General features: G+C 45.3%; 12 protein-coding genes. All 12 read right to left on the bottom strand.

The genetic code is table 11. The features are described from left to right. Positions 1-113: 113 nt before the first annotated feature. Positions 114-1,436 (bottom strand): Na+/H+ antiporter family protein, encoded by a 1,323-nt coding sequence (locus FQV30_RS17625; protein ID WP_146501426.1) that lies wholly within the window; start codon positions 1,434-1,436, stop codon positions 114-116. A gap of 149 nt (positions 1,437-1,585) precedes the next feature. Beyond that, positions 1,586-2,653, bottom strand: a complete 1,068-nt coding sequence (locus FQV30_RS17630; protein ID WP_186725701.1) for a threonine/serine dehydratase family protein — start codon at positions 2,651-2,653, stop codon at positions 1,586-1,588. Beyond that, positions 2,607-3,197, bottom strand: a complete 591-nt coding sequence (gene leuD, locus FQV30_RS17635) for a 3-isopropylmalate dehydratase small subunit (protein WP_146501427.1) — start codon at positions 3,195-3,197, stop codon at positions 2,607-2,609. Before leuD ends, FQV30_RS17630 begins: the two co-directional genes overlap by 47 nt. A gap of 24 nt (positions 3,198-3,221) precedes the next feature. Next, positions 3,222-4,640 (bottom strand): 3-isopropylmalate dehydratase large subunit, encoded by a 1,419-nt coding sequence (gene leuC, locus FQV30_RS17640; protein ID WP_146501428.1) that lies wholly within the window; start codon positions 4,638-4,640, stop codon positions 3,222-3,224. A gap of 18 nt (positions 4,641-4,658) precedes the next feature. Further along, on the bottom strand, positions 4,659-5,759 hold the full coding sequence (gene leuB / locus FQV30_RS17645) for a 3-isopropylmalate dehydrogenase (protein WP_146501429.1): 1,101 nt from the start codon (positions 5,757-5,759) through the stop codon (positions 4,659-4,661). A gap of 33 nt (positions 5,760-5,792) precedes the next feature. Further along, a complete protein-coding gene (locus FQV30_RS17650; RefSeq protein WP_146501430.1) occupies positions 5,793-7,334 on the bottom strand; it encodes a 2-isopropylmalate synthase in 1,542 nt (513 codons plus the stop codon). Next, on the bottom strand, positions 7,321-8,355 hold the full coding sequence (gene ilvC / locus FQV30_RS17655; RefSeq protein WP_146501431.1) for a ketol-acid reductoisomerase: 1,035 nt from the start codon (positions 8,353-8,355) through the stop codon (positions 7,321-7,323). Before ilvC ends, FQV30_RS17650 begins: the two co-directional genes overlap by 14 nt. Positions 8,356-8,382: 27 nt before the next feature. Then, positions 8,383-8,895, bottom strand: a complete 513-nt coding sequence (gene ilvN, locus FQV30_RS17660) for an acetolactate synthase small subunit (protein ID WP_146501432.1) — start codon at positions 8,893-8,895, stop codon at positions 8,383-8,385. After that, positions 8,892-10,607, bottom strand: coding sequence for a biosynthetic-type acetolactate synthase large subunit (ilvB, locus tag FQV30_RS17665; RefSeq protein ID WP_255473541.1), 1,716 nt, complete (start codon positions 10,605-10,607; stop codon positions 8,892-8,894). Before ilvB ends, ilvN begins: the two co-directional genes overlap by 4 nt. Before the next feature lie 340 nt (positions 10,608-10,947). Further along, positions 10,948-11,856, bottom strand: coding sequence for a branched-chain-amino-acid transaminase (gene ilvE / locus FQV30_RS17670; RefSeq protein ID WP_146501434.1), 909 nt, complete (start codon positions 11,854-11,856; stop codon positions 10,948-10,950). Between the two features lie 482 nt (positions 11,857-12,338). Beyond that, positions 12,339-13,526, bottom strand: a complete 1,188-nt coding sequence (gene tuf, locus FQV30_RS17675; protein WP_146501435.1) for an elongation factor Tu — start codon at positions 13,524-13,526, stop codon at positions 12,339-12,341. Positions 13,527-13,639: 113 nt separating this feature from the next. Further along, positions 13,640-15,718, bottom strand: a complete 2,079-nt coding sequence (gene fusA, locus FQV30_RS17680) for an elongation factor G (protein WP_146501436.1) — start codon at positions 15,716-15,718, stop codon at positions 13,640-13,642. Positions 15,719-15,731 lie beyond the last annotated feature (13 nt).

A 15,731-nucleotide genomic window follows, 5' to 3' on the forward strand; every position in this document is an offset into this window, starting at 1 on the left:
AATTAAAAAGAATTCCGCAAGTGTTTTTACGAAATTCTTTTAATCACTTTTATTAGTATAGCAGGATTTATTTTATATTCAACCTATACGCTAATAGTCCGAACATTTTTATCTTAAGCCAGCCACATGATGGCAATCCAGCCAAAGACCAAGAGCGGAATATTGTAGTGGAGGAAGGTCGGCACGCATGTATCCCATATATGATTATGCTGGCCGTCCACGTTCAGTCCGGCAGTCGGTCCAAGCGTTGAATCGGACGCAGGCGATCCGGCGTCCCCTAATGCCCCTGCCGTGCCGATCAGCGAGATGATCGCAAGAGTTGAGAAGCCGAACTCCATACTCATCGGCACAAAGATTGCCGCGATGATCGGAATCGTCGCAAAAGATGACCCGATACCCATTGTCACCAACAGACCCGCCACCAACATAGCGAAAGCTGCCAGTCCTCTGTTCCCTGCAAAGGTTTCAGAAACACTCGCCACCAGCTGTTCGATGGCTCCAGTAGCTTGGATGACAGATGCAAAACCGTTTGCCGCGATGATGACAAAACCGATGAATGCCATCATGCGCATGCCGGAACTCAGAATATCATCTGCATCCCGCCACTTCATAGCTCCCAGAAGGTACAAGACCAAGATGCCAGCAAGCGCCCCGATAATCATGGAGTCTGTGGTGATTTGTCCATACAGTGCAGCCAGCAGCGCCAAGATAGTTACAGCGATGTCTTTTTTCGAAGCCGCCTTTTTAGAGAGTTCTTCTATATTAGTGTGGGCGATGTGGTAATCGCGCGGCCGACGGTAAGAGATGAATACTGCAACCGCCAGTCCGACTACTAGCCCAAGGACCGGAATCACCATCGCTCTCGGAATGTCTGCCATATCAATCGGCATCCCGGCAAGCTCCATTTGTGTTGCCACAATATCATGGAAGATCAGCCCAAAGCCATACGGCAGTAAAATATACGGTGCAGTTAAACCGAATGTTAGTACTGAAGCGATCAGGCGGCGGTCTATGCGCAATTCGTTCATAACATGCAGCATCGGCGGCAATAACAACGGAATAAACGCAATGTGAATCGGGATTAAATTCTGCGAAAAGATTGCCATGATCAATAGCGCAAATATGATTAATGCTTTTGCCAAACCTTCACGTGTTGTTTCCCCTTCTTTATTAACAAGCTTTAAAACAGTCGAGACCAAAAGTTCCGGAATTCCTGTGCGGGAAATTGCTACAGCAAAGCCTCCAAGCATTGCATAGCTGAGTGCGATTTCCGCGCCTGCCCCAAGCCCCTCTGTAAACGCCGTAACCGTGTCCATAAACGGCAACCCGCCGCTCAGCCCGCCGGCCAGCGCGCCAAGTAATAATGCAAAGACCACATTGACCCGGAGCAAGCTCAGAACCAACATGACCAGAACAGCAACAATAACTGCATTCATGATATCTATCTCCTTTAGTTTGCTAAAGCGTTAAAGCGTACACTTTAAATTAACAAAAGGAGAAAAGGATGTCAACCTCCTTTATTCATAATGGGAGAAAGCTGAAAACAAAAAACCTTTGCCTGGGAGCAAAGGTTTTTTACTTACTATTAAAATGAACTGGCCGCACTTATATCAGTTACGGTTTTTATACATGCATTCAGTTTGCTGATATCAAAGTTGCCGCCGCTGACAATCACCCCTGTATGGTTTGACTGAAATGGCAAATGGCGATAAAGCACCGCAGCTACAGCAGCAGCTCCTGCTCCTTCCACCAACATCTTTTCCCGTTCGAGCATGAATAGGATCGCAGAAGCAATTTCTCGTTCGCTGACCGTTATAACATCATCGACATAAGCGTTAATGATCTGAGTCGTTAATTTGCCCGGCTCTTTTACTTTGATCCCTTCTGCAATGGTTGTGAGAAACGGTACAGCGGAATTTCGAATACCATGGAAGATAGAAGCAATGGCAGGAGCCGCTTGTGCCTGCACCCCGATTACGCGGACGTTTGGCCGGATTGCCTTAATGGCAAGAGCCGTACCCGCAAGCAAGCCTCCGCCCCCAGCCGGAACGACGATAGTGTCGAGATCCGGGCATTGCTGCATCATTTCCATTGCCACTGTCGCTTGGCCTTCAATAACCGCCATATCGTCGAATGGGTGGATAAATGCGGCGCCGGTGAACAGCTGCTCTTTTTTGGCAGCAGCGTACGCTTCGTCAAAATTATTTCCAACAAGCTGCACAGTGGCCCCGTATTGACGAGTTGCCAGCACTTTCGCTTCAGGCGTCGTTACCGGCATATAAATTGTTGCCGGCACCCCTTTTTCTTTCCCCGCCAAAGCGACTCCTTGTGCATGATTGCCAGCAGAAGCGGCCAAAATCCCTTTTCGGCATTCTTCGTCTGTTAAGCGGCTGATCTTATTAAAAGCACCTCTTATTTTGAATGAACCGGTCTTCTGCAAATTCTCCAATTTCAGCGAAACAGAATTGCCGGTGATTTCATTCAACGTTTTCGACTGTTTGCACGAAGTACGGTGGACAATGGATGCCAGCTTTTCGAATGCATCGTATAAACCTACTGTATCGTACGAATTCCCAACTAAATCATCTCCCTTTAATAGTAATGCGCTAAACTGATTGCTTTTTTTCTTCGTATGCCGCAATGTACGAATCATATTGGAAGGTCAATGCAATTTCATCCCAGCCTTTTAGCAGCATTTCTTTCCAGTACGGATCAATGGCAAACTCATATCGGCTTCCGTCTTGTCCAGTGACTGTTTGCTCTTCCAAATTGATTTCCAGCTTGAAGTTTTCCTGGCTCCCTTTCTGGATCAGCTCATTCACTTCCAGATCGGTTAGCCGAATCGGCAAAATGCCATTTTTTACGCAGTTGTTATAAAAAATATCTGCATAGCTTGGTGCGATGACCACATTAAACCCATAATCCTGAATCGCCCACGGGGCATGCTCACGTGAAGAGCCGCAGCCGAAATTTTCTTGTGCGACTAGAATTTCGGAGCCTTCGAAGCGTGGATTATTAAGCACGAAATCCTCAATTTGCGAACCATCTGGACGAAAACGCCAATGATAAAACAAATATTTCCCAAAGCCTGTCCGTTCAATGCGTTTCAAGAATTCTTTGGAAATAATCTGGTCGGTGTCTACATTTTTTCGGTCTAGCGGCGTTAAAACACTAGTGATTTTGTTGATTGGCTTCATAGATTGCCTCCTTGAACTTTTCTCTTATGCTGTAGGAACAGGTTCTTCCATGAATTTGCGGACATCTGTCAAATGCCCTTCAATTGCAGCTGCTGCCGCCATAACCGGACTCACCAAGTGAGTCATAGAACCTGCGCCTTGGCGTCCTTCAAAGTTGCGGTTTGAAGTGGAAGCACAGCGCTCCCCTGCCGGTACGGAGTCTTCGTTCATCGCCAAGCACATGCTGCAACCTGTCTCACGCCATTCAAAGCCGGCATCAAGGAAGATTTGATCCAATCCTTCTGCTTCTGCTGCACGTTTTACTGATTCTGAACCAGGAACAACGATAGCTGTCACCGATGGGTGGACTTTTTTGCCGGCAATGATTTCACTTGCCGCCCGTAAGTCTCCAATGCGGGCATTTGTACAGGAACCAATAAAGACGTGCTGAATTTCAATAGAAGTCAACGGTGTACCTTCTTCAAGCTGCATATAAGCCAATGCTTGCTTTAAGGCATCACGGTCCGCCTGCTGTTCAAAATCAGCTGCAGATGGGACCCGCTCGGCAATGCCGGAACCCATGGATGGGTTTGTTCCCCATGTGACGAATGGTGAAATGTCATCGGCATGAATGCTGTAGGAAACATCGTACTCCGCGCCTTCATCTGTCGCCAATGCCAGCCATTGCTCTGCCGCTTTTTCAAATGCATCGCCTTGAGGAACATGGCGGCGCCCTCTCAAGTATTCAATTGTCGTCTCATCTGGACTAATAAGTCCGGCGCGCGCACCTGCTTCGATCGACATATTACAGATCGTCATTCGCTCTTCCATGGATAACTTGCGAATTGCTTCACCTGTATACTCCACAATATGCCCTGTCCCCATATCGACTCCAAACTTTGAGATAATCGCCAAGATAACATCTTTTGCTGAAACACCAAAGCCCAGTTCTCCTTCAATCCGGATTTCCATCGTCTTCGGCTTTGATTGCCATAGAGTTTGTGTGGAAAGAACATGCTCGACTTCGCTGGTTCCAATACCAAATGCCAATGCACCGAAAGCTCCGTGCGTGGACGTATGGCTGTCTCCACAGACGATTGTCTTCCCTGGTTGCGTAAGCCCAAGTTCCGGGCCGATTACATGGACAATGCCTTGATCTGGATGATTCAGTCCTGCCAAAGGCACTCCGAATTCCTCGCAGTTCTCTTGCAAAGTCTTGATTTGCTTCCGCGAAATCGGGTCTTTGATCGTTTCCCGGTTTCTGGTCGGCACGTTATGATCCATCGTCGCAAAGCACAAGTCCGGACGCCGTACTTTTCTTCCGTTCAACCGAAGTCCTTCAAATGCCTGCGGAGAAGTTACTTCATGCAATAAATGAAGGTCAATATAAAGAAGATCCGGCTTCCCTGGCTCCTCATAGACAATATGCTGTTCCCAAACTTTTTCAATAATTGTTTTTGCCACACTAACCGCTCCAATCAATTAAACATATGAATACATGATATGTTCAGAGATAAATTCCCGTTCCAATTCTTCAATCACTTTTGCAACGAAATCATTTGTCGACATGACCCGTTTCCCTTCACCTTCCAAGTCTCCTGTGCAATAACCATCTTCCAGCACACTCATTACCGCAGATTCAATTGCCGCAGCTTCTGCATGAAGGCCGAAAGAGTGTTTCAGCATCATCGCCGCTGATAAAATAGCTGCAGACGGATTGGCTTTGTTTTGCCCTGCAATATCAGGCGCCGATCCATGGACCGGTTCATAAAGTCCGAAACCATCCGAACGGATGCTTGCCGAAGGCAACATGCCAAGAGAACCTGTGATAACGGACGCTTCATCGCTCAAAATATCTCCAAACATATTTTCGGTAACGACTACATCAAAAGAACGCGGATCTGTAATCAACTTCATTGCTGCCGAATCAACTAGCATATGCTCTACTTCAACATCTGGATACGCTTTTTTGCGTTCTTCCACTATTTCACGCCAAAGCTTGCTTGTTTCTAACACATTGGCTTTATCAACAGAAGTCACTTTGCCTCTGCGGGTACGGGCCATTTCGAATGACTGGTTAACAATACGCTCAATCTCTTCCCGGGTATAAACCAGCGTGTCAACCGCCGATTTTTCAGATTTCCGTTTCGGTTCTCCGAAGTACAATCCGCTCGTCAATTCACGCACAATCATCATATCTACATCTTTAGCCACTTCTTCTTTTAACGGCGATGAAGAAAGCAGGGCGGGCACCGCTTTGACAGGCCGAAGATTTGCGAACAAATCAAAGTGTTTCCGGATAGTCAATAATCCTCTTTCGGGCCGCAGGTGCGACGGCTGGCCATCCCACTTCGGACCGCCAACTGCCCCTAAAAGAATGGCGTCGCTCGCTTCACAAACTTCGATTGTTTCCTGAGGAAGCGGGCTGTTGAATTGGTCGACCGCCGCTCCGCCAATTGCCCCGTGTTTCAAATGAAAAGTATGCCCATAACGCATTGCGATGGATTGCAGCACCTTTACCGCCGCATCTGTTACTTCTGGTCCGATGCCGTCCCCTGGCAATACCGCTATTGTTTTTTTCATAGTATTTCCTCCTCTATCGATGATTGTCCGGCGTTAGATTGCTGGTATTTTTATTTTTTGGCCCGTTTGGATAATTTGTCGATTCACAGCATTCAGATAAGCTTTAGCTGTTGCTTCCAGTACATCTTGCGCAACATCGCGGCCTGTAACCGTTTCTCCGTTGTACGTCATGTTGATAACCGCTTCCCCTAGAGCATCCCGCCCTTTGCCAATTGACGTGACTCGGTAATCCAAGATATGGACTTTACCTTCTACAATCCGTTCCAGCGTGTTGAATATCGCTTCGACTGATCCGGCTCCCGTTGCTGCTTCATTAACCATTTTCCCATCCGGATTGTAAGCTGATGCAGTGGCGGTTGGAATGTTTGCCGTGCCGTATTGAACTTGGACACTTTCCAATTTATAAACGGGTGTTTCTGTATCATGGATCTGCTGGTCTGTCAGCAAAACATACAAATCGTCTTCAACAATTTCTTTTTTGCTGTCTGCCAGTTTCTTGAATTCAATAAATGCTTTGTTTAATTTTTCTTCCGTCAGGTCAAAGCCCATTTTGATGGCTCTGTCTCTAAAAGCATGCCTGCCGGAATGCTTGCCAAGCACCAATTCTGTCGAGGCATCGCCAATCAGTTCCGGAGTAATGATTTCGTATGTCAAAGGGTTCTTCAACATACCATCTTGGTGGATTCCTGATTCGTGTGCAAAAGCATTTTTTCCGACTACCGCTTTATTAGGCTGGATCAAGCTGCCTGTCAATTGGCTTACCAATTGGCTTGTGCGTTTGATCTCGTGCAGGTTGATGCCGGTTTCCGTGTTATAGATTTGTTTGCGAATGTGCAAAGCCACTGCAATTTCCTCTAACGCCACGTTTCCAGCCCGTTCTCCAATGCCGTTAATAGTGCCTTCAATTTGTGTAGCACCGTTTTCGATAGCCGCTAATGTATTAGCTGTCGCCATGCCAAGATCGTTATGGCAATGGGCCGATAATTTCACTTTATCAATGCCTGCAACATTTTCCGTCATATATTTGAACATCGCTCCGTATTCCTGAGGCGTCGCATAACCGACCGTATCCGGCAAGTTGATAGTTGTCGCCCCTGCATCGATGACTTTGCGGATAATATGGGCCAAGAATTCCGGATCTGAACGGGAAGCATCTTCCGCTGACCACTGTACGAGCGGGAAGAACTTCCGAGCATATTTGACTGATTCTACGGCAATTTCCACCACTTGCTCAGGCGTTTTCATCAATTTGTGTTCCATATGAATAGGAGAGGTAGCAAGGAAAATATGGATATGCGGCTGCTCCGCCCCTTTTAGCGCTTCCCACGTCCGGTCAATATCACTTTTCATCGAACGGGCAAGGCCCGTTACGATGGAATTTTTCACTGTCCCTGCAATGCGCTGGACAGCGTCAAAGTCTCCTGGGGAAGCAGCAGGAAACCCTGATTCGATAATCGTCGCTCCAAAACGTTCAAGTTGGCGGGCGATTTCGATTTTCTCTGCAGTATTCAAGTTGATCCCGGCCGACTGTTCTCCGTCTCGCAGTGTCGTATCGAAAATATCAATTTGCCGCATTGGCAACCACCTCTTTGTGTTTGGCTTTTTTGCCTTCGTTGACAAATGGCATCATGGCGCGCAACTCGCGGCCGACTTGCTCGATTTGATGAGATTCTTCCGATTTTTCGATAGCAGTGAATTCCGGACGGTTCAATTGGTTTTCAAGCAACCAGCCTTTTGCGAATTTTCCAGTTTGGATATCTTTAAGAACTTCTTTCATGCGCTCTTTTGTATCAGCATCAACAATGCGTGGTCCCGAGATGAAATCTCCCCATTGCGCTGTGTCCGAGATAGAATAACGCATTCCAGACAAGCCCCCTTCATACATCAAGTCCACGATCAATTTCAATTCGTGCATACACTCGAAGTAAGCCAACTCCGGCTGATAACCTGCTTCAACAAGCGTTTCAAATCCTGCTTTTACAAGAGCCGTTACGCCGCCGCATAGAACTGCTTGTTCTCCGAATAAATCTGTCTCGGTTTCTTCTTTGAATGTTGTTTCCAAAACTCCAGCACGTGCCGACCCAATTCCTTTTGCGTAAGCTAGTGCCACTTCCTTGGCTTGTCCTGAAACATCTTGATGTACCGCGAACAATGCTGGAACACCGGCGCCTGATTCGTATGTCCGGCGAACAAGATGGCCAGGCCCTTTTGGCGCTACCAAGAAGACATCGACATCAGCAGGAGCTACGATTTGGTTGAAATGTACATTGAATCCATGAGCAAAAACAAGCGATTTTCCGGCCTTCAATGCCGGCTTGATTTCTTCATTATAGATTTGCGTTTGCTTTTCATCCGGCACTAGCACCATGATAACGTCTGCTGCTTGGGCCGCTTCTTTTACTGTTGCCACTTGCATGCCATCCGCTTGTGCTTGGTCAAACGATTTCCCAGGTCTTACACCGACTACTACGTTAAATCCTGAATCTTTTAGGTTTTGTGCGTGTGCATGGCCCTGTGAACCATATCCGATGATAGCGATTGTCTGTCCTTTTAATACTTGCTCGTTTACGTCCTGGTTATAATACATTTTTGTCATTTTATTTCCTCCTCGAATTTTGGGTTTTTATAGTATGTTTAACTGCGGTGCCTGCACTTTTTGTGTTTCTCTGACAAACGCTGAAACGCCGGTCCGAGTTAATTCTTTAATGCCATAAGGTTTCATTAAGTCAATAAAAGCTTCGATTTTTTCCGGATCTCCAGTAACTTGGAAAGTGGTGACGTTTTTGCTCATATCGACCACTGTGGCCCGGAAAGGTTCGACGATGCTGTAAATTTCACTTCTGACAGCTGGCGGTGCCACTACCTTCACCAATGCCAGCTCCCGCATGACTACCGCCTTATCGGTAATGTCATTCACTTTGATAACATCAATCTGCTTTTGAAGCTGCTTTAACAACTGTTCTAGTTTCCCTTCATCTTCCACGTTTACAATGAAGGTCATTTTTGACATTCCCGGTTGTTCTGTATGCCCTACTGAGATGCTTTCAATGTTAAACTGCCGCTTCATCAAGAGACCCGTCACCCGGTTCAAAACTCCGCTTTGGTTGATAACCGTTGTTGTGATTACTCGTTTCATTCGATTTTCACTCCGATCATTTCATTCAGCCCTTTGCCTGGCGCAACCATCGGATATACATTTTCCAATTGAACCACCCGGCAATCGATCAGCGCCGGCTCGTTTGATTCAAAAGCTTCTGCAAACACCGCTTCCGCTTCTTCCATCGTTTCGACTTTATAACCTTGAATGTCGTAAGCTTGAGCCAATTTCACAAAATCCGGTTGAACGGAAATCATTGACTGGGAATATCGTTCTTCGTAAAACGTTTCTTGCCACTGTCTTACCATCCCTAAACATTGATTGTTCAAGATGACAACTTTCACCGGAAGCCGCATTTCCTGTAAAAGCGAAAGCTCCTGAAGCGTCATTTGGAATCCAGCGTCTCCTACAATGGCGACTACTTTTTCATGCGGTTTTGCCAGCTGCGCTCCGATCGCTGCAGGAAAACCAAAGCCCATTGTCCCAAGTCCGCCTGAAGTTACCCAATGATGCGGATAATTGAATTTGTAATACTGCGCCGCCCACATTTGATGCTGCCCGACGTCTGTTGTGACTACCGCATCTCCTCGAGTCAATTTGTGGATCAACTCGATGGCTTGTTGAGGAAGTATACCCCTCTCCTTGTCCGCTTTATACTGCAACGGATATGCAGCTGTATTTGTCTTTAGCAGGCGCAGCCAAGCAGCTGTGTCAGGTGACTCGAATGGCTGATTTAGCAGCTCTCGTAACGCTTCTTTCGCATCAGCCACTATCGGAATGGCTGTTGGTACATTCTTTCCGATTTCAGCTGGGTCAATATCGATATGGATGACTTTTGCTTTTGGCGCAAAATGCGCCAAGTTTCCGGTCAGCCGGTCATCGAAGCGTGCCCCGATATTCAACAGAACATCGCATTCACAGATTGCCGTATTCGCTGTATACGTGCCGTGCATACCGGCCATGCCAAGGAACAATTCATGGTGTCCGTCTATAGTTCCTAGCCCAAGCAACGTGTTTGTGATTGGAATTTGGTGGCGCTCAATGAACTCCTGCAATTCTTCTGTTGCACGAGCTGCTAAAACACCGGCCCCCGCTAATATCAATGGTCTTTCAGATTCTGTTAAAGCTTGAATCGCTTTTTGGATTTGCAAGAAGTTCGGTTTTGTTGTTGGTTGATATCCCGGCAATTCGATTTCTTTTGGCCGCTCAGCTTCTACGAACATTTTCGCTGAAATATCTTTCGGGACATCAATCACTACAGGACCTGGACGTCCGGTAGAGGCAATGTAAAAGGCTTCTTGAATGATTCTCGGCAAGTCTTCCGCGCTTTTCACTTGGTAATTATGTTTTGTGATTGGCTGAGTGATGCCAATGATGTCGGCTTCTTGAAAAGCATCTGTTCCGATTACACCACTGGCTACTTGCCCGGTAAAAACAACTAAAGGAATTGAATCGAGCATTGCATCCGCAATCCCTGTCACCAGATTCGTTGCACCAGGCCCCGAGGTGGCAATGACCACTCCAGGTTTACCAGACACTCTTGCATATCCTTCGGCGGCGTGGATTGCGCCTTGTTCATGCCGAGCAAGTACATGCCGGATTGGATTTTTGTGTAATGCATCATAAATTGGTAAAACAGCCCCTCCTGGATAACCGAAAATGATTTCAACTTCTTGCTCTTGCAACGACCGAATCAGTACATCAGCCCCGCTGCCTTTCAGTCTTTGGTCTGTTTCTTGCCTTACTTTCATGTTTACGCCCAATCTGTCCGCCTCCTTTTGATTATGTCTTTGAAACCAAAAAAGCTTTTTCATCCCTAAGCAAAGAAACCTGTTCTTTGTTTAGGGATGAAAAAGCTTCATGGTACCACCCTACTTCACTGCATAGCTGCAGCCTCATGGATAAGTTAACTTATCCGCTGGTAACGATAGCCTAATCTTACAGCCACCGGGAATGCCTAAACGGTGTAAACCTTTCAGCACTCCACTCGGAGGGGATGTCATTAATGGCAGTATTACCGGCTTCCACCTGTACCGGCTCTCTGTGAATACGTGTTCCATTAACTTTAACCTCGTCATTGAGTTGTTTTATTTAGTTCGAGACTGCTTTTAACTGTTCTTGATCATATACTTTTACGCCATCTTCTTCCACAAGTTCACGGAATGCAGAAAGTAAATCTTTGGTGACCGGTCCTGGTTTGCCATCGCCAATCACGCGTCCATCCACTTTGACTACAGAAATCACTTCGACTGCTGTACCGGTTAAGAACACTTCATCTGCCGTATAAACATCATGTCTTGTAAATACGCCTTCTTGAATGTCATAGCCTTTTTTGTTTGCCAAATCGATAATAGCGTTTCTTGTAATCCCTTCAAGTGCTCCAACATAACCCGGAGGTGTTAGGATTTTCCGATTACGGATGATAAAAATATTATCTGCCGAACCTTCTGCTACATAACCTTGGTCGTTCATCATCAAGGCTTCTGAGACACCAGCAAGATTGGCTTCAATTTTCACTAGAATGTTATTCATATAGTTAAGCGATTTTACTTTCGGACTTAATACATCTGATCGGCTTCGACGTGTTGCAACCGATGCAATTTCAATGCCGGAATCATATAGCGCTTGCGGATACATCGCTAATGCTTCAGCAATAATGATTACGTTGGGCTCTTTGCAGCTGAAAGGATCCAGGCCAAGATTTCCAACTCCTCTTGATACGACAAGACGAATATAAGCATTTTTCAACTCATTGCGGCGCAGGGTCTGAACAACCAGGTCGGTCATTTCTTCGAAAGTATATGGAATTTCTAACATTACCGATTTTGCGGAATCATAGAGCCGTTCTAAATGCTCTTCCAGCCGAAAGACGTTTCCATTATAAGAACGGATGCCTTCAAAGACTCCATCTCCATATAAAAAACCATGGTCGTAAACCGAGATTTTTGCATCTTCTCTCTTAACAAATCCACCATTCATATAAATGACCTGCTCACCCATGATGTTCACTTCTTTCCAATAAAATTTAATGACGCGATATATTGTATATCTTTTTGGAATTTTAAATTGTTGTTATCATAACGCCTTTAAAATCAACTGTCAATCAAATTATCTGAAACTTTTAGTGAATTGCAAATCTTTATTTCTTTTGTATCCGTTTTCATTGTTATAACAACAGGGTTTGTATGAACTTGAAATCTTTTTAAAAAAAATTTTAAAAGAGGAAAAAAGAAGAGAAAAAGCGATGGCACAATGCCTTCATGGAGAGATGAAAGCGATAACTCTAAAGCTTTTAAAACGAATGGCGGAGGAATATGAGGGAAAATCGATAACGAATTTTTGATTCGATTTATAATACAAATTTTTGGACTAGAGTTCGAACTTGCAATTTCCATCAAATAAATGAAACGCAAATAAAATTCTGCGCAATAAAAAACCCCTATCTCATTTAGAATGAGATAGGGGCAAGCACCTAACAGAAATTACTTCTGGATAGAAGCAACAACGCCAGCGCCTACAGTACGTCCACCCTCACGGATAGAGAACTTAGTTCCTTCTTCAAGCGCGATTGGAGAGATTAGAGAAACGATCATTTCGATGTTATCTCCAGGCATAACCATTTCAACGCCTTCAGGAAGGTTGCAAACACCAGTTACGTCAGTTGTACGGAAGTAGAACTGCGGACGGTAGTTTGTGAAGAATGGAGTGTGACGTCCACCCTCTTCTTTTGAAAGAACGTAAACTTCAGCTTTGAACTCAGTGTGTGGAGTGATTGTGCCTGGTTTAGCCAATACTTGTCCACGTTGTACGTCGTCACGAGAAATCCCGCGAAGAAGTGCACCGATGTTGTCGCCAGCTTCAGCATAGTCAAGCAATTTACGGAACATTTCTACACCTGTTACAGTAGTAGATTTTGGTTCTTCTGTAAGACCGATGATATCGATAGTGTCGCCGACTTTAACTTGTCCACGCTCAACACGGCCAGTAGCAACTGTACCACGACCAGTGATTGAGAAAACGTCCTCAACTGGCATCATGAATGGCTTGTCAGTGTCACGTGGTGGAGTTGGGATGTACTCATCAACTGCGTCCATCAATTCAACGATTTTTTCTTCCCATTCAGCTTCGCCTTCAAGAGCTTTAAGAGCAGAACCTTTGATAACAGGAATGTCATCGCCAGGGAAGTCATATTCTGATAATAGATCGCGTACTTCCATTTCAACTAGTTCAAGAAGTTCTTCGTCGTCTACCATATCACATTTGTTCATGAATACAACTAGGTAAGGAACACCAACTTGACGTGAAAGAAGGATGTGCTCGCGAGTTTGTGGCATTGGGCCGTCAGCAGCAGATACTACTAGGATCCCGCCGTCCATTTGAGCAGCGCCAGTGATCATGTTTTTAACATAGTCGGCGTGTCCTGGGCAGTCAACGTGTGCATAGTGACGGTTTGCAGTTTCATACTCAACGTGTGAAGTATTGATTGTAATACCGCGCTCTTTTTCTTCTGGTGCGTTGTCGATTTGGTCGTATGAACGAGCTTCCCCGCCAAGACGCTTAGAAAGAACTGTAGCGATTGCTGCAGTCAAAGTTGTTTTACCATGGTCAACGTGACCGATTGTACCAATATTCGCATGTGTTTTCGAGCGATCAAATTTAGCTTTTCCCATTAGAAAAATCCTCCTTAAAATTAAGTTGCTAGGTAACTTGTGTTCCGGAACAATAGGCGCCTATCATTCCGGGCATACAAATTATTTATACTTTATTAAAGATCAAAATTCAATTATTGACCTTTATTTTTTTTGATGATTTCTTCTGAAATTGATTTTGGTACTTCTTCATAGTGATCGAAGTGCATTGAGAACACACCACGGCCTTGCGTATTAGAACGCAATGAAGTTGCATAGCCAAACATTTCAGCAAGAGGAACCATGGCACGGACGACTTGCGCGTTTCCGCGAGCTTCCATACCTTCTACACGGCCGCGGCGTGACGTAATGTCACCCATGATATCTCCAAGGTATTCCTCAGGGATAACAACCTCAACACGCATGATTGGTTCAAGAATTACTGGGTTAACTTTAGAGATTGCATTTTTAAGAGCCATAGAAGCAGCTACTTTAAATGCCATTTCATTCGAGTCAACATCATGGTAAGAACCGTCGAACAATTTAGCTTTGATATCGATCAATGGATATCCGGCAAGAACACCGTTGTCTAGAGAGTCACGTAGACCCGCTTCAACTGCTGGGATGTATTCACGAGGAACAACACCACCAACGATAGCATTTTCAAATTCAAAACCTGCTCCTTCTTCGTTTGGAGAGAATTCAATCCAAACGTGTCCGAATTGTCCACGTCCACCTGATTGGCGTACAAATTTACCTTCAACTTGTGCAGAGCTGCGGAATGTCTCACGGTAAGATACCTGAGGAGCACCCACGTTGGCTTCTACGTTGAACTCGCGGCGCATACGGTCAACGAGGATATCAAGGTGGAGTTCACCCATACCTGCGATGATTGTTTGGCCAGTTTCCTGGTCTGTATGTGCACGGAAAGTCGGATCTTCTTCTTGCAATTTAGCAAGGGCTTGACCCATTTTGTCTTGGTCCGCTTTTGATTTCGGCTCTACTGACAATGAGATAACCGGTTCCGGGAATACCATGCGCTCTAGGATTACTTGGTTTTTCTCGTCGCTCAATGTGTCTCCAGTAGATGTATCTTTAAGGCCGATTGCAGCAGCGATATCTCCGCAGTATACTTCGGAGATCTCTTCACGGGAGTTAGCGTGCATTTGCAGGATACGTCCTACGCGTTCACGTTTACCTTTAGAAGAGTTTTGTACATATGAACCAGATTTAAGAGTACCAGAATATACGCGGAAGAACGTTAGTTTCCCTACATATGGATCTGTCATTACTTTAAACGCAAGCGCTGAGAATGGCTCTTCTTCGCTAGGTCTACGCAATACTTCCTCATCAGAATCTGGAAGAACGCCCGTCATTGGAGGTACATCCAATGGAGACGGCAGGTAGTCGATTACTGCATCAAGCATTAATTGAACACCTTTGTTTTTGAAAGCAGTTCCGCAAACTACTGGGTAGAACTCAACATCCAACGTTCCTTTACGGATTGCCGCTTTAAGTTCTTCCTTAGTAATTTCTTCGCCGCCAAGGTATTTTTCCATAAGATCTTCATCAAGCTCAGCTACAGCTTCCACTAATTTAGTGTGCCATTCCTCAGCAAGTTCTTTATGGGATTCAGGAATTTCACCAGTAGTGATTTCAGTTCCTAAGTCGTTTGCATAGAATACAGCATTCATTTCAACTAAATCGATAATTGCTTCGAATTCATCTTCAGCACCGATTGGCAATTGAATTGGATGAGCATTCGCTTGTAGGCGATCATGCAAAGTTCTAACAGAATAAAGGAAATCAGCACCGATTTTATCCATTTTGTTGACGAATACAACACGTGGAACGCCATAAGTTGTAGCCTGGCGCCATACCGTTTCAGTTTGCGGCTCAACACCTGATTGAGCGTCAAGAACCGTAACTGCACCATCAAGTACGCGCAATGAACGTTCAACTTCTACTGTGAAGTCTACGTGTCCAGGAGTATCGATGATGTTAACACGGTGGTTTTTCCATGAAGCAGTTGTTGCAGCAGAAGTGATTGTAATTCCACGTTCTTGCTCTTGCTCCATCCAGTCCATTTGAGAAGCACCTTCATGTGTTTCACCAATTTTATGGATTTTACCTGTGTAGTATAAAATACGCTCCGTAGTAGTCGTTTTACCGGCATCAATGTGTGCCATGATTCCGATATTACGTGTTTTGTCTAAGGAGAACTCTCTTGCCATGTTGTTTTTCTCC

The sequence above is a fragment of the Planomicrobium sp. CPCC 101110 genome (assembly GCF_007859395.1).
Lineage (GTDB): Bacteria > Bacillota > Bacilli > Bacillales_A > Planococcaceae > Planococcus.